This is a genomic window from Floccifex porci, from assembly GCF_009696175.1.
Lineage (GTDB): Bacteria > Bacillota_I > Bacilli_A > Erysipelotrichales > Erysipelotrichaceae > Floccifex > Floccifex porci.
This window is the reverse complement of sequence record NZ_VUMM01000019.1, coordinates 1-15,708: the sequence shown is the minus strand read 5'-3', so window position 1 is coordinate 15,708 and position 15,708 is coordinate 1. Positions and strand designations below refer to the sequence as shown.

Genomic DNA, 15,708 nt, shown 5'->3' with positions numbered 1-15,708 from the left:
TTTATATCCTTTCGATGTATTGAATTAATTGGTGTATCTGAAATTGATCTGATTTCTGATATAAACCAGGAATGGGAGGGCATGGATGATCTTCACTTATTAAGAACAGACAATATTGCAGATATTGAATGGCACATGGTTCAAATTCCACCTGATCTTCTTTAATCTCACAATTGATCTTATATAGAAGTTCACAATCATCCAGAATAATCTGACTGGAAATGAGTAACGACATATAAACAGACAATAAATCAATGTCTTTACTTTCATATACATACACTAAATATTTCTGGGCAAAAGATGCGGATAACCTTTTGATCTGTCTCATAAAAGAAACGGTTTCTGGATATTGATTTAAAATATCTTCTGGTATGTTTTCCAGAAAATATTGACAGTACATATCATTTTGAGAAAGAATCGCCTGTTTCATTAAATAGTAACTGATCTTTGAATTTTTTAAACAGTCTTTTATAAATCCTTTTTCGATCCACTGGTATAAATTCATTTGAATTTTTTCAGTCTGATTTCCTTTCTGTTTCTTTAAATCTTTCTCATAAGCATTTAGAAACAAAATCTGATTTTGAGGATCTTTTAAATAAGCCTGTAAAAGAATGTCCTCCTTTCTTTGATTCACAACAAATAAAAGTATAGCAGACAGAAATATAGAAATTAGAATTGTTATGAATTTTCTTATAATAAAGGCTATTTTTAAACTTGAAAAAGATGAAAATCGTTTTTTTGATTCTTTATTTAAACAAGTGCGTATGATGAAAGGATTCGTAAAATAGAACGTTTTCATGAATGTACCAAACGCATAAATATCACTGGTTCTATCTTTGGATTCTGTGTTTTTTAATTCTGGAGATGCATTAGAATAGGATGCAAAAGAAACATAACTGGAATGATTGTAAGTGCAGGAATTAAAATCAATTAAATAGAGATGATTACGATGTATCATGAAATTTTCTTCTTTGATATCAATGTATAAAATATCAAGAGAATGTAAATATTCAAATCGATTCATAGCCTGTATCAGCAAATAATCTCGAATTAAATATTTTAATACTGGATGTTCCTGTTTCCATTGATTTAAAGAGATTCCAGGAATCTTATTTTCAATCAGTACAAGAGAATCCTTTGTTTCATATACATCTATAATTTGAGGCATAAAAGGATGCTGTATCAAAGATAATACCTGAATTTCCATACGAAACTGGTGAATATAAACGGGATCGGAATTTAAAAGAACTGTTTTACTGATACAGTTTCTTCCTGTAAATTGATCCTGAACGATATCACAGCGAGAAAAATCATTTACTTTTAGTGTACAGATAGAAACATATCGATTATTCATCATTGATGAAATACAAATTTAACATTCGCAATTTGAATTTCCATACCATCCTTCAGACGCATTTTTCTTTGTACACGTTTTCCATTTAAAAAGGTCCCATTTGAACTTTTTAAATCCTGTATATAATAACGATGATTCTCACATACAATTTTACAATGCGTTAAAGATACCTCTTCTTCTTTAAGCTGAATGTCACATCCAAAAGATCGTCCAATTAAAGTCGTTTCACTTAATTCATACATCTTACGATGTATTTCTACATATGCCTTCTCTTCCATTGTCATGCCTAAAATTCGAGTCTGATTATCCGATACTTCTTCTTTTATTTCTTCAATATAAAGTGGATGAATGGCTTCCTGTACACGAAAAGAAGATTCTTTTTTCTTTTTCAAGAAAGAAAATCGTTTTGGATGGTACAACTGCTGAAGATTCTTTAAACCCAGTATCAGATTAGGAAGAGAAAATTCTTTACAGTTTAGAAAACGAATCAAATATCCTGGTATTTCGAAGGCAGTGGTTGTTTGTATATTTTTATAAAGATATTCAATCCATTCTTTAATCTGATTTGTGGTAAACATCCATTCCTGTAAAGAAATTGGAATCACCATAAAATAAAAATTTTCTCCATGTTCATCTAAAAATATAGCTTTTGGATGAAAATAGACCGGTTTATTTCGATTGATGGCAATTGCACTTTCCATTAAATGAATCAGAAACTGGTATCCTTCTTCTTTTTCAAATACATATTGGCTTATAAAATCATGTAAAGATACTTTGTTTTGAATCGAGTAAAGAATTCTTGCCTTTTCTTTATCCTGCAGAACACATTGCAGACAGAAACAATCATTTGCCATTCTTTGAAAGATTTCAATGTCGAGACATTCTTTTTTATTTAACTCAACAAGAATATTGTTTGAATCTCTATACAGTTCATGTATCCAATCTTGCATTTAGCTACCCTCCATTATATATATTCGATTAATTATTGAAAAACGATAAAATTTCGATAAAATTTTTATATGAAATATTTTAAATGGGTACATATTTTATTGATTGAATTACTCGTAAACTTCATGGCATTTTATTATACAGATGTATTTGTTTATAATCAGACCTACATAGGAAATGTCTTAGGTCATCCTTTTTATTTATGTTTATGGACAATCAGTTCTGTTTTTGGTCTGTATTATTATTCAAAGATTATTTTTGATTCCTGTAAGCTTCCTTATCATTCATTTCTTCATGCTTTAATTCATATTGGTATGACTATTTCAATCGTATTTCCATACCAGGATGGCTTAAAAAACTGGACGAATAATTTACATGTATGGATTGCAGGAATCTGTATTATAGGTTTTATCATAGAATGGATATATATTTTTTCAAAATATTATTTTATATATCAAAAAGAATGTTTTATTTTTTTAATGATTCTAATGATCAGTCTATTTATTATGCTGGTTTTAGATCATATCACATCAATCTGTGAAATCTTTTTTACATATGGAATGAATATATTCTTGTTTATCTGGACAAATAAAAAGAAGAATCCACTATGATTCTTCTAAATTCATATCATTAATTTTTGAAAGATAATGTTCTGCTTTTGATACAAAATGCATCTTATTTCCTATCTGAATAACTTTTTCCAGATACGTTTTTGCAACGACATAATCTTCTTCTACAAAGGAAATCAATCCAATATAATAAGCTGCATCCACTTTCTGAAATGGAAATTGAGCTCTTTGGAAAGCTTGTAAATAATATTTACGACATGTATTAAAGTCGCCATTCATCAGATCAATTTTATTCTGAATGGATGCGATATCCTGAGATTGAATATTCACTCCCACAGCTCCCATATTTAAACGAACTTTTCCAGCTTCCTGTTTACACTCATTTAATTTATCCTCATCTTTTAAAAGATAATATACATAAGCCATAATGGAATAATAAGAAAGAATACTTGCTTCATCTTTTAAAGGGAAAGTTGCTAGTGCTTTCTTTGCGAGGTCTGCATCATCCATATAAAGAAGACATTGTGCAAATAACGTTTGATTTGTTAGATTAAAACGATTATTCTGCATAGAATAATAAAGAATTGCAGATGCACACGCTTCAGGATCGCATTTTTCATATAATAAGCTTGTGATTGGTAAAAAACTGGAAACCCGGTATCTTGCCAGCATATTAAATGTATATGTAAAGAAGAAAATCGCTATCACAATCAAAATCAGATTGCTCATGAATAATAAAACAAAAATAACCGCAATGACTCCTAAAGCATAAATAGCTGATATTTTTTGAACATTTTTTCGACACATCTGAGCAAATGACTTATATTCTTCCAGAAGATTATGTCTTTGTTTATAAATATCTAAAACATCCTTTTCAGAAGTCATCCCTTCTTTTTGAAGGATTTCTTTATTTGATTTATTTAAAGTATATAATCCATAAATTGAAAAAATGACACTCGGAATCAGACTGAAAACACCTACAACAGATATTACATCCGGAGATAAAATCAGAACCGCAAGAATAATAAAAATCCCAAAAGCCCATTTTTTCATAATATATTGAATCAATAATATCGCATTAGCTAAACCAGCTAAAGAAAAACCACCCAACAGATAAGTGACCACAACATTTGAATACATAAAATCTACAATTTCTTCGGGAAAAATTTCGGCATAAATTCCCTGACTCTGGGAAAATGTAACCATCATAATCGCAAGTCCTATCGCAAATGTAATTCCAATTATTTTTAGATGTGTTTTACTATAATACTTCCACATAATACCTACCTTTAATCATTATACTCTCAAATGTATTATTTAATATAACTTTATTGTATTTTTCTTAAAAAATCAACTTTTATACTTTATACTTTCTATTTTTGAATATTTCTTTTTCCTTTTTTAAATTTTATACGAATAAATACTAATAGGAGGTGTCAGAATGAAAAAATTCAAACACATTTTATTATCAATCTTATTCTGTTTGTGCCTGTTTCCATCATCAATATATGGACAAACAAGTATTCAGGTAACCTACCCTTATGGAAGCAGTCCACAAACAGTGCCTGAAAAATGGAAAGTTTATTACACAGACAATGTGACAGGAAATCAGATTATTGATCTGTATGGACAGATTCACATTGGAAGTAAAGCGGTTCATTGCGTAGAACCTAATGTAAGTGCATTAAATGGTGCCAGTGACTATCAGGCAATGTCTATGGAAAGTATCTATTCTCCTTCACTGTGTCAGGAAGCGGGATGGATCTATGCACTTGGGATTCAAAAGGATCCATCCAATGAAATGGATCTGGCTTGTCAGATCTTATTATGGAAACTGCTGGATCAAAGTGTATCAAACTTTACTTATCACAGCGATATACAAGCTAAAATGGATCAGGTGAATCAGAATATTCAGATTATGAAAACACCTGTCTGTTTTGAAACAAATGATGTTTTACTTGATGGATATGGCAAAGAGAATTCAATCACTTTACTGGATTCATCCAACGTTTTTGAACACTATATTGAAAAAGAAAACAATGGTATACATTATCTGAAAGAAGGAAATTCTCTGACAGTATGGTTAGAACCAGGAGACAATCCGGAAGGTTCATTATCTTTTGATTGTTTTTATTCTTCAGATGAAGCCCTTTCTTCTACAGTCTATATTTCAAATACTTCTCAAAATGTCCTTTCTCTAGAAAAATCCATTCCCAATAATGTAAAAATAAATGTTTCCATTGCCACAGGTAAAGCACAAATTCATAAAGTAGATGAAAGTGGAAATTATATTCCAGGTACATCTTTAAAAATTGTAGACGAAAGTGGAAATACAGTTGATAAGTGGATCAGTGAAAATCAAAGTTATGTTGTATCCAATTTATTAAAAAACCAGACTTATACTTTAATTGAAGAACAAGCAGCCGAAGGTTATATCTGCAGTGATCCCATTTCCTTTACCATTAAGAATATAGACTCTTTAAAGCAGATTCATCTGATCAATCATCAGATTTTTGTGTATAAAAGCGATCAGTTCAAAAATCCAGTACGTGATGTACATTTACAGGTTTTAAATTCAGATGGAGAAGTGATTGATGAATGGATTACAGGCAAAAAAATTGTTGATTTGTCTAAAGAAGAGACAGAAAGACTGAAAAATAAAGAATCTTTTGATAATTTTATTGTTACAGAGGAAGGTATCCTGTACAAGATAGATGGAATTACTTATCATATAGATGAATACGGATATGAAACCATTCATCCAATATCTAATTTAAAATGGAATCAGACTTATACTTTACATGAAGAACAGGCTTTGCCTTCTTATATAAAAGGTGAAGATATTCAGTTTATTGCTGATAAAAGTCAATGCATTACTATGGTTAATCTAAAAACAAAAGACATTGACATCAAAAAAACAGATGAAAACAATCAGCCTGTAAAAGGAGCCACTTTATCGATTCTGGACAAAGATGGAAATGAAATCGAAACATGGATTTCTGATACAGATCCACACACAATTAAAAATCTGATTCTGAATGAAGAATATACTTTATGTGAATTAAAAGCACCTGATGGATACCAGAAAGCAGAAGATATTCATTTCACTGTAAATGAAGATACAGATGAAATCATTATGAAAGATCAGAAAATAATCGTTCCGCTAACAGGTTTTGACCTGCATACAGGTTTTTATATCGCTATCTCATCGGTATCTTTCCTTTTGATTGTTTTATTTATAAGAAAAATAAGAAGGATTTAACCATCCTTCTTATTTAATTACCTGGATCCAACCTTCTGGTGCTTCAATTGTACCCATTTGAATACCTGTTAAAGTTTCTCTTAATTTTGAAATAACAGGTCCCATTTCTTCCATTCCGCTTGGGAATAGAATTTCTTTTCCATGATCTACAATTTTTCCAACTGGAGAAATAACAGCTGCTGTGCCACACAATCCACATTCCGCAAAGTCTTTTACTTCATCAAAGTAAACTTCTCTTTCTTCGACCTTTAATCCACAATAGTGCTGTGCTACATATAATAAAGAACGACGTGTAATAGAAGGTAAAATACTATTTGATTTTGGGGTAACAACCGTTCCATCTTTTGTGACAAACAGGAAGTTTGCTCCTCCGGTTTCTTCAACTTTTGTACGTGTCTGTGGATCTAAATACATATTTTCGTCAAATCCTTTATTGTGAGCATCTACGATATTATGTAAACTCATCGCATAATTTAATCCCGCTTTAATATTTCCGGTTCCTCTAGGTGCTGCACGGTCTACATCACTGACACGAATTGTGATAGGTTTTACTCCTCCTTTAAAATAAGGCCCTACTGGTGTAACAAATACACGGAATTCATATTCATCAGCCGGTTTTACACCAATGACTGCATTTTTACCAAATACATATGGACGAATGTATAAAGTAGCTCCTGTTCCATAAGGAGGAACAAAATCTTTATTTGCCTTTACAACCTGATGAATGGCATCTAAAAATTTTTCTTTTGGTACTACTGGGATTTCTAATCCCGCACAGGAAGACTGTAAACGTTCTGCGTTTAGATCCGGTCTAAATACAACAATATCTCCATTTGCTGTTGTATAAGCTTTTAAACCTTCAAAACATGTTTGTGCATATTGAAGTACACAGGCACATTCACTCATTGTGATCTGATCATCTGTAGTCAATGTCCCTTCATCCCAGCTTCCATCTTTATAATTGGAAACATAACGATAATCTGTTTTAACATATCCAAATCCAAGATTATTCCAATCGATTTCTTTAGTCATAAATACGCCTCCACTCTCGAATTCTATTTGTTATTATATTCTTACTTTACATTCTTTTCAATGAAAATATTGAAACTAATTTTCATAAAAAGAAAAATATTTCAATAAAGCCACCAAAGTTTTTGCATCTTTGATTTCATTCTTTAAAATCATCTCTTTTACTTTAGAAACAGGTATAAGTTCCACTTCAACAAACTCTCCTTCATCCAAACATTGTTTTTCATAATGACAATTCTTTGCCAGAACCATATGAATCACTTCTGAACAATAAGCAACAGTTGGATACAAATAACCAAAATAATTTACATCCTGTGATACATATCCAGTCTCTTCTTTTAGTTCACGAGAACCTGTCTGAATAAAAGATTCTTCTTTTTCTTTACGTCCTCCTGGTATTTCATATAAAACTTCTTTAAAAGGATATCGAAACTGTTTGACAAAAATGATCTCCTGATTTTCGGTTAATGCCAGAACACACACTCCTCCATCATTATGAACATATTCACGAATATCTTCTTTGCCATTTTCCAGTTCAACCTTATCTTTATATACATTCAATATTTTACCTTCATAAAGGATCTGAGATTTTAAAGTTTTTTCTTTCATACCGCTTCACCTAATACTTTTCCAATGGAATCATGAATCACAAGATCGGCCTGGTCATCTAATGGTGTATTATCTTTATTAATTAGTACAAGATGATTTCCATTAAAATACTGAATCAGACCCGCTGCCGGATATACCGCTAAACTGGTTCCTCCTACTATTAATAAATCAGCATTTGAAATGGCTTTGATTGCATTATAAACCGTTGTGTCATCTAACCCTTCTTCATATAAAACAACATCTGGTTTGATGATATGATTGCATTTTGGACAACGAGGGATACCATCTTTATCTCGATAAGATAAAATCTGATCTAAAGTATAGAAAGAATGACATTGCTGACAATAATTTCTAAGTACAGACCCGTGCAACTCATAGACCGTTTTAGAACCTGCTTTCTGATGCAGTCCGTCAATATTCTGGGTTACCACCGCCTTAAGTTTTCCCATCTTTTCCAATTCGGCCAAAGCCAGATGAGCCTTGTTGGGCAATGCATCTTTATATATCATCTGATTAAAATAAAATTCAAAAAATTCTTTCGGATTAGATTCATAAAAAGAATGCGATAACATTACTTCAGCAGGATAACGATATTTTTTCTTATACAATCCATTATCACTTCGAAAATCAGGAATCTGACTTTCTGTTGAAACACCTGCTCCTCCAAAAAATACAATATTTTGACTTTCTTCAATCCATTTTTTTAACATACGTCTCACCTCGTTTTTATTATAATACGAAAAAAGACTGTTTGCACAACAGTCTATAAATCCAGTTTTAGATCATTCTCTTTGATCCATCCTATTTTTCTAAAGAAGATACCAAGCAGCCAGCAAATGATACCAGGTAAAACGAAGCTAATCAGTATCAATCCAATCCAATGTACGGCTGTAATTTGTATTCCATCTGCAAGCCATCCTGTATAAACGCCTATCTGTCCGACTAATCCACAGGTTCCCATTCCGGATGAAACCGCTGCCCCATTCATTTCCATCTTAAACAGGCAAGTTGTCACAGGTCCTGTAATTGCGGAAGCAATAATGGGTGGCAACCATATTTTAGGATTTTTCATGATGTTTGGCATCTGCAGCATTGAAGTACCAATTCCCTGGGCAAAAAGACCTCCCCATTTATTTTCTTTAAACGACATTACCGCAAATCCAATCATCTGGGCACAGCACCCTGCTACGGCTGCTCCTCCGGCTAGTCCTGTTAAAGATAGAGCAGCACAAATTGCGGCTGAACTGATTGGAAGGGTTAAAGCAATTCCAACCACGACAGAAACAATGATTCCCATTAAAAATGGTTGCAGTTCGGTAGCCCACATAATTGCCTGTCCTACACTGCTAGCCGCTTTTCCAATTACAGGAGCAAAAATCATGGCCAAAAATATCCCAACGGCAATTGTTACAAAAGGTGTCACAATAATATCCACTTTTGTTTCTTTTGAAACAACTTTTCCGAATTCAGCAGCCACAATGGCAATCAGCAAGACCGCTAAAGGTCCTCCGGCTCCCCCTAATTCATTGGTAGCCATACCTACACTGGCCAATGAAAACAACACTAAAGGTGGACATTGCAAGGCAAAACCAATGGCTATAGCCATACTGGCTCCTGTAGCTGCCTTGGCATAATTTCCAATTGTTACAAGTGTTTCAATTCCAAATTGACTTCCCAACGTAGAAATGATTGTACCAATCAGCAAAGAAGCAAATAAACCTTGTGCCATAGCACTTAAAGCATCGATTCCATAACGCTTCCAAGATATAATTACATTTTTCTTTTTTAAAAATTCTTTCATACATCCTCCACTGTCTTGTCACTAGACTTTACAGATGATAACACAAAAATAAAAAATTGTATATATAAAATAAAACTTTCTTAAATTTAAAGTCATTTAGTCTGGATTTAGGATTAAACAATATATGATACTATGTCAATATTTCGGACAATCTAACAATAAAGAACATATGTTTCTCATACAATAAAAAACAAGTTCTCAAGGATATATATTTTGATTTTGAGAAAGGAAAAATGTATTGTCGGTAAATCTGGAGCTGGAAAAACTACGCTTCTTTCTGTTTTAACTGAGCTTGCTCAATCCGATAGTGGTTCTATTTATTACGATGGAAAAGATATTAAAACCATCAACAAATATCAGTTTCGCAATCAATATATCGGGGTAATCTTTCAAAGCTTTAATCTGATTACAAAATTCACTGCATTAGAAAATGTAATTCTTTCTATAAATAGCTGGCATCAAAGATTGTTATTAAAAGCAGCAGAACTTTTAAAAAGCGTTGGATTGGATACAGATGAACCAACCAGAAATCTGGGCTCACAGACACAAAAAGAAATCATGGATATTTTTAGGCAGCTTGCTGATGAGTGAAAATGTATCATCATTGTAAGTCATTCTTTAGATGTTACCAAAGCCTGCAATCAAGAATTTGAATTACCTAAATTATCTTTATGATTAAATAACATATAAAATAAAAAAGACAAGAGTGAAACAATCGGACAAAATCAGAAAACTCTTGTCTTTATTTAATTATTCCTATTTTTGCAGCATATGCACAATGGATTCAATTAAAACTCCTGTAGCTTCTTTTTCTTTTGTACTGGTTGCTGCTATATCCAGATGGATCCAGGAAACATTTTCTTCAATGAATTCTTCCAAAAAAGCTGCCGCCAGACTGGCACCTGCTTTTTTACCAACTTGTGCATTGGTTAGATCCGCTACTTTTGAATTTCGAATCTGTTTATGGAAATCTTCATCCAAAGGCATTTGCCAAATTTTTTCTTTTGTATCTTTACATGCTTCTTTTAATTCTTGTAAAAAAGCTTCATCATTTGTAAAGGCTCCTGTATAATTTTCACCTAATGCATTGGCACAGGCTCCTGTTAATGTTGCCATATCAATGATACGATTCACATTGTCTCTTTGGGCATAAGTAATTCCATCAATTAATGCTAGTCTTCCTTCTGCATCCGTATTTGTTACTTCAATGGTTTTTCCATTTAAAGATACAATCACATCATCCACTGTATAGGCATCCGGGCCGATCATATTTTCAGTAATACATAAAATAGCCATACAGTTTATTTTTGCCTTCATCAAAGCTAATATACGAAGGATTGCTAAAACATTGGCAGCTCCACACATATCATATTTCATGCCTGACATATCTTTTTTCAGGCTGTATCCACCAGAATCAAACGTTAATCCTTTTCCTACTAAAGCTGTATAAGGCTGATCCTTGTTTCCATTGTATTTTAATTTAATCAGATAAGCAGGAAATTTAGATCCTGAATTAACGGCTAAAATAGAATTAGCTTTCATTTCTTTTAATTCATCATTTGATAATACTTCACATTCTAAATGATACTGTTTACTTGTCCCAACGGCTTCTTCTTTAAATCTCAACGGTGTTAAAATATTTCTGGGACAATCCGATAAATAACGGGCATAATTAATTTGTTCAGCCATTACTTTTCCTTTTTCCACCAGTTCTTTACAGTCTGAAAATTCATAATCTCGAGTCTCTTTATTTTTATACTGGTACGCCCCATAATATAATCCTAAACTTGCCGGATAGGCTGTAGTTTCATCTACATAAACATATACATCTTCTTTAATTGTTTTTGAAAAAGTAATGAATGCTTCTTTAATACGATCCCCTTTTCCTAATCCTAAAATATATATTTTTTCAACTGGAAATACATGGAATGGATAGATTGTTGTGATTTTTCCATATGAAAGATCTGCATCTACAATTAAATGTTTTTCTTTTAAAAAGGATGGAAAATCTTCATTTTCTTTTAATGCGATTAAAATATTTTTTTCCATATAGAATGCCTCCTAATGGATATTTTATCACAAATTGAAAACATTCTGAATTTGCTTTATACTTTTATTAGAGGTGAAACCATGATTGATTATACAGAAGGGTCCGGTAAACAATATCATATTCAGACAAAACCATCCGATATTGGAGAATATGTTCTTCTTCCTGGAGATCCAAAAAGATGTTCAATTATTGCTCAATATTTTGATGACCCTGTTCTGGTTGCAGATTCCAGAGAATTTGTGACCTATACAGGAACTTTAAACGGGACAAAGGTCAGTGTGACTTCAACTGGAATTGGTGGAGCTAGTGCTTCTATCGCAATGGAAGAGCTGGTTGCCTGCGGGGCAAAAACCTTTATACGAGTTGGAACTTGTGGAGGCATGGACATCAATGTAAAAAGTGGTGATGTCATTATTGCCAATGGTGCCATTCGACAGGAAGGAACTTCAAAAGAATATGCTCCTGTTGAATATCCTGCCGTAAGTGATTTTGAAGTGACATCAGCTTTAGTTCATGCAGCCAAAAAATTAAAGCAATCTTATCATGTGGGTGTTGTCCATTGTAAAGATGCTTTTTATGGTCAGCATAAACCTGAAGATTTACCAAATCATGATCAGCTGCTGCAAAAATGGGATGCCTGGAATCGATTGGGATGCAAAGGTTCAGAAATGGAGTCTTCCACTTTATTTGTTGTAGCCAACTATTTAAAAGTTCGCTGTGGATCGATATGTCTGGTCATTGCCAATCAGGAACGAGAAAAGAAAGGTTTGCCAAATCCACAGGTACATGATGTAAATATCCCAATTAAAGTTGCCATTGAAGCCATTAAAGAATTAATTGAACAAGAAAAGTAGACATGAAGTCTACTTTTTCTGTTCATCATAAATAATCAGAGCCATAAATACCAGATCTTCTTTTCCATTATTTGTAATGGAATGTCCTCTTGAAGAAGGAGTGAAGAAATGATCTCCAGGATTTAAAATCAATTCCCTTTCGTGATTGTCATCTAAGGTTGCCTGACCAGAAAGAATAAAATAATCTTCTCCATCTCCCTGATGAACATGATATCCTACAGCACATCCCGGTTTTAATGTCACTCTTGCATAAACACGATTCATCCCATGCATTTCATCGGCTGTTAAAACGTGTTCAAAATGGGCCTTTCCAGGTCCTCCAAACATTTCTACATCCATAATTTTCATAGTGTTTCCTCCTTATTTATATTATACTGATATTTGGAGGACAATCAGATGAAAAATATAATTTTTGATATGGATGGATTATTAATTGATAGTGAAAACATTACTTTTCATATATATAAAGACTATTTATGTCAAATCGGATATCGTTATACAAAAGAAATGTATATTTCTTTATTAGGTAAACGAAAAGAATTTGCTCAGGAACAATTTAAAAAAGATTTTGGTTCTTCTTTTCCATTTGATTTATTCTGGGAACAGACACATATAATATTGGACCAGGAACTGATTCATAAACCTTGCTTAAAAATAGGTTGTATTCCTTTATTAGAATATTTAAAGGAACATTCTTACACAATCATTTTAGCTACCAGCTCCTATAAAAACCGAGCTTTAAATATTTTAAAAGGACAGCATATCGATCATTATTTCAATGATTTTATATGCGGAGATCAGGTTAAAAATGGAAAACCTCATCCTGAAATCTTTTTAGAAGCCTGCAAAAAAATACATTGTGAACCAAATCAGGCCATTGTCTTAGAAGACAGTGAAACAGGTATTGATGCAGCATTTCAGGCAGGCTGCTCTGTAATCTGTATACCGGATATGATAGAACCTGATTTTGATCATAAAAAGAAATGTAACTATATTTTATCGAATTTATTGGATGTCTTAACAATTTTATAAGAAATTTTTGACATCTATTTTAGAATTATCTACAATTTCTTTATGAAAAAAGAAATAAAATTATTTATAGAAACATCTATTAATCGTTTTTTAAATAAATATAAAGAAGATCAGATTGGTCTATACGCTACCCAAACGGCATTTTTCTTAATTATATCTGCCGTTCCTTTTATGATGCTTCTTATCACAATTTTGAAAACTGTCCTGCCTTTAGAACAATCCACTTTTATTCAAATGATCAATGCAAATTTACCAAGGCCGATCAATGAATATGCTACCGTTTTTTTTAAAGATATACAAAGTCAATCCACTGTACCCATTGCTTCCATATCTACAATTACCTGTTTATATGCAGCCAGTAAAAGTACATATGCTTTAACTTTAGGATTGAACTCTATTCATAAAACTGAAGACAGACGTAATTACATTCGTCTTCGATTACAATCCATATTTAATACTTTATTATTAATGTTATTAATCGTATTCAGTTTATTGATACTGGTATATGGTGGAAAAATCAGTCTGTTTCTAGAAAAATATTATCCAAAATTCATTGTGGATTTTGCCAGCGTCATTCATTTTAAGAATCTGATTTCCTTTACGATTATTACAATTATGATTGCCATACTATATATTATCCTTCCTGGAAAACGATTAAACTTCATTTATCAAATACCAGGAGCTTGTGCAACTGCTTTGTCCTGGATATTGTTTTCGAATATTTATTCATATTTCATTGACCATTCTACACATTTTTCTTTAACATATGGTGTTTTATCGAATATTGTCTTTATGATGATCTGGTTACAATGGTGTATGACATTTTTTCTTACTTTTGCGCAAATTAATGCATGGATTCAAATAATTTGTGATAGAATAAAAGAAAGAAAAAGGGAGTAGCCAACACATTTTGTGATTATATATCGTCAATACGATGAAAATCCGGTATATAACGAAGAGGCAAGACTTTTGTTGAAATAACAAGAGTCTTGCCTTTTTTGCTACTTTAGAAAGGAGAACACAATGATTATTGAATTTTTACTCTTACTTTTAGGTTTTATTTTACTAACAAAGGGATCGGACCTATTTGTAGATGGAGCCAGTGAATTTGCCAGATATTTACATATTCCGCAACTCATTATTGGCTTAACTATAGTTGCCATGGGAACTAGTGCACCAGAAGCAGCTGTCAGTATTCGCTCGGCTCTAGAAAACAGTGCCGATTTATCCATTGGAAATATTGTTGGAAGCAATATATTAAATATTTTAATTATATTGGGTATTTGCTCTCTCATTGCTTTTATTCCCATTGAAAAATCGACAACCAAAAAAGACATTCCATTTATGATTTTCAGCACAGCTTTATTAATGGTTTTTGGATATACGGATGCTTCTTTATCATGGTTTGAAGGTTTCATTTTTCTAATCTGGTTTATTGTTTATTTAATTTATTTATATACACATTCTAAAAAAGAAGAAGAACAGAAACCATCGAAGTCTATTTTCAAAATATTAATATTTATCATTCTAGGTCTGGCATTTATTTTACTGGGAAGTCAATTTGTTGTTGAAAGTGCCACTGAAATTGCTTTATATCTAGGTGTAGACGAAAAATTTATTGGTTTAACTATTGTGTCATTGGGAACTTCTTTACCTGAATTGTTCACTAGTTTTATGGCTACTCGAAAAGGAAATGCAGGTATTGCGATTGGAAACATTGTAGGAAGTAATATCTTTAATATCTTATTTATCTTAGGATTTACTTCTTTATTAACACCGATTCCTTTTCAGTCTTCATTTTTAATTGATACATTTATTTGTATTTTAACTGGTATTGTATTATGGATTTATGCATACAAAAACAATGGCTTAAATAAGAAAAGTGGTATTTTAATGTTAGTTTGTTATGGATTGTATTTTCTTTATTTATTATAAAAAGGATAGAGCCATGATACAACCCTAGTCAAGTAGACATGGGAAATATTTAAAAATCTCATCGATCAACAACCCATTCCACTTTGGTTTGGGTTGTTTTTTATTTCTTCTATAATCATTTCTTTTTGATGTTTCTTTTTTGATTCAATTTCATTCCAGTATCTTACATATCTTACTGATGGAATAATTGGATATTGTGTAAATTCCTTTTGTTCTAAAGATTCTTTTCGTACTTGTCCACATGTTTTACCATTCAATCTTTTTT

17 protein-coding genes are annotated in these 15,708 nt (G+C 32.0%); 7 read left to right on the top strand and 10 right to left on the bottom strand.

Features of this window, described 5'->3' with window-relative positions:
• Position 1: 1 nt before the first annotated feature.
• Both FYJ50_RS08265 and FYJ50_RS08260 read right to left on the bottom strand, forming a co-directional pair.
• Positions 2–1,357, bottom strand: coding sequence for a protein kinase domain-containing protein (locus FYJ50_RS08265; RefSeq protein ID WP_154460932.1), 1,356 nt, complete (start codon positions 1,355–1,357; stop codon positions 2–4).
• Positions 1,354–2,304 carry an FHA domain-containing protein gene (locus FYJ50_RS08260; RefSeq protein ID WP_154460930.1) on the bottom strand — a complete coding sequence of 317 codons (951 nt, stop codon included), beginning with the start codon at positions 2,302–2,304 and terminating at the stop codon, positions 1,354–1,356. Before FYJ50_RS08260 ends, FYJ50_RS08265 begins: the two co-directional genes overlap by 4 nt.
• A gap of 69 nt (positions 2,305–2,373) precedes the next feature.
• On the opposite strand from FYJ50_RS08260, the gene FYJ50_RS08255 reads away from it, so the two are divergent.
• The gene (locus FYJ50_RS08255; protein WP_154460928.1) at positions 2,374–2,913 is read left to right on the top strand and encodes a hypothetical protein; all 540 of its coding nucleotides are present in this window, start codon (positions 2,374–2,376) and stop codon (positions 2,911–2,913) included.
• Here the strand turns inward: FYJ50_RS08255 and FYJ50_RS08250 are convergent.
• Entirely contained in the window at positions 2,908–4,149 is a 1,242-nt protein-coding gene (locus FYJ50_RS08250) for a hypothetical protein (RefSeq protein ID WP_154460926.1), read from the bottom strand. The genes FYJ50_RS08255 and FYJ50_RS08250 overlap by 6 nt on opposite strands.
• A 163-nt stretch (positions 4,150–4,312) precedes the next feature.
• Here FYJ50_RS08250 and FYJ50_RS08245 point away from each other — a divergent pair, with 163 nt between their 5' ends.
• On the top strand, positions 4,313–6,133 hold the full coding sequence (locus FYJ50_RS08245) for an MSCRAMM family protein (RefSeq protein ID WP_154460924.1): 1,821 nt from the start codon (positions 4,313–4,315) through the stop codon (positions 6,131–6,133).
• A 9-nt stretch (positions 6,134–6,142) separates the two neighbouring features.
• On the opposite strand, the gene FYJ50_RS08240 is transcribed toward FYJ50_RS08245, so the two are convergent.
• From FYJ50_RS08240 to FYJ50_RS08225, 4 genes are all read right to left on the bottom strand, one after another.
• A complete protein-coding gene (locus FYJ50_RS08240) occupies positions 6,143–7,165 on the bottom strand; it encodes a branched-chain amino acid aminotransferase (RefSeq protein WP_154460922.1) in 1,023 nt (340 codons plus the stop codon).
• A 75-nt stretch (positions 7,166–7,240) separates the two neighbouring features.
• Positions 7,241–7,771 carry an NUDIX hydrolase gene (locus tag FYJ50_RS08235; protein ID WP_154460920.1) on the bottom strand — a complete coding sequence of 177 codons (531 nt, stop codon included), beginning with the start codon at positions 7,769–7,771 and terminating at the stop codon, positions 7,241–7,243.
• Positions 7,768–8,481: an NAD-dependent protein deacylase gene (locus tag FYJ50_RS08230; protein WP_154460918.1), complete on the bottom strand. Its 714-nt coding sequence runs from the start codon at positions 8,479–8,481 to the stop codon at positions 7,768–7,770. Before FYJ50_RS08230 ends, FYJ50_RS08235 begins: the two co-directional genes overlap by 4 nt.
• Before the next feature lie 53 nt (positions 8,482–8,534).
• Complete coding sequence (locus FYJ50_RS08225; RefSeq protein WP_154460916.1) at positions 8,535–9,572, bottom strand: PTS sugar transporter subunit IIC; 1,038 nt, start codon at positions 9,570–9,572, stop codon at positions 8,535–8,537.
• A gap of 219 nt (positions 9,573–9,791) precedes the next feature.
• Here FYJ50_RS08225 and FYJ50_RS08220 point away from each other — a divergent pair, with 219 nt between their 5' ends.
• The gene (locus FYJ50_RS08220) at positions 9,792–10,163 is read left to right on the top strand and encodes an ATP-binding cassette domain-containing protein (RefSeq protein ID WP_205946486.1); all 372 of its coding nucleotides are present in this window, start codon (positions 9,792–9,794) and stop codon (positions 10,161–10,163) included.
• A 165-nt stretch (positions 10,164–10,328) separates the two neighbouring features.
• Here the strand turns inward: FYJ50_RS08220 and FYJ50_RS08215 are convergent, their stop codons facing one another.
• Positions 10,329–11,621 (bottom strand): M17 family metallopeptidase, encoded by a 1,293-nt coding sequence (locus tag FYJ50_RS08215; RefSeq protein ID WP_154460914.1) that lies wholly within the window; start codon positions 11,619–11,621, stop codon positions 10,329–10,331.
• Between the two features lie 81 nt (positions 11,622–11,702).
• On the opposite strand from FYJ50_RS08215, the gene udp reads away from it, so the two are divergent.
• Entirely contained in the window at positions 11,703–12,476 is a 774-nt protein-coding gene (udp, locus tag FYJ50_RS08210) for a uridine phosphorylase (protein ID WP_154460912.1), read from the top strand.
• A gap of 9 nt (positions 12,477–12,485) precedes the next feature.
• Here udp and FYJ50_RS08205 read toward each other — a convergent pair whose 3' ends face one another.
• The gene (locus tag FYJ50_RS08205; protein WP_154460910.1) at positions 12,486–12,824 is read right to left on the bottom strand and encodes a cupin domain-containing protein; all 339 of its coding nucleotides are present in this window, start codon (positions 12,822–12,824) and stop codon (positions 12,486–12,488) included.
• A gap of 48 nt (positions 12,825–12,872) precedes the next feature.
• On the opposite strand from FYJ50_RS08205, the gene FYJ50_RS08200 reads away from it, so the two are divergent.
• The 3 genes from FYJ50_RS08200 (at position 12,873) to FYJ50_RS08190 (ending at position 15,443) form a co-directional block, all read left to right on the top strand.
• Positions 12,873–13,508 carry an HAD family hydrolase gene (locus FYJ50_RS08200; RefSeq protein ID WP_154460908.1) on the top strand — a complete coding sequence of 212 codons (636 nt, stop codon included), beginning with the start codon at positions 12,873–12,875 and terminating at the stop codon, positions 13,506–13,508.
• A gap of 42 nt (positions 13,509–13,550) precedes the next feature.
• A complete protein-coding gene (locus FYJ50_RS08195; protein WP_154460906.1) occupies positions 13,551–14,408 on the top strand; it encodes a YihY/virulence factor BrkB family protein in 858 nt (285 codons plus the stop codon).
• A gap of 123 nt (positions 14,409–14,531) precedes the next feature.
• Positions 14,532–15,443 (top strand): calcium/sodium antiporter, encoded by a 912-nt coding sequence (locus FYJ50_RS08190; RefSeq protein ID WP_154460904.1) that lies wholly within the window; start codon positions 14,532–14,534, stop codon positions 15,441–15,443.
• Positions 15,444–15,508: 65 nt separating this feature from the next.
• On the opposite strand, the gene FYJ50_RS10580 is transcribed toward FYJ50_RS08190, so the two are convergent.
• Positions 15,509–15,708, bottom strand: a 200-nt coding sequence (locus FYJ50_RS10580) for a hypothetical protein (RefSeq protein ID WP_205946485.1), incomplete at its 5' end; no start/stop codon positions are given.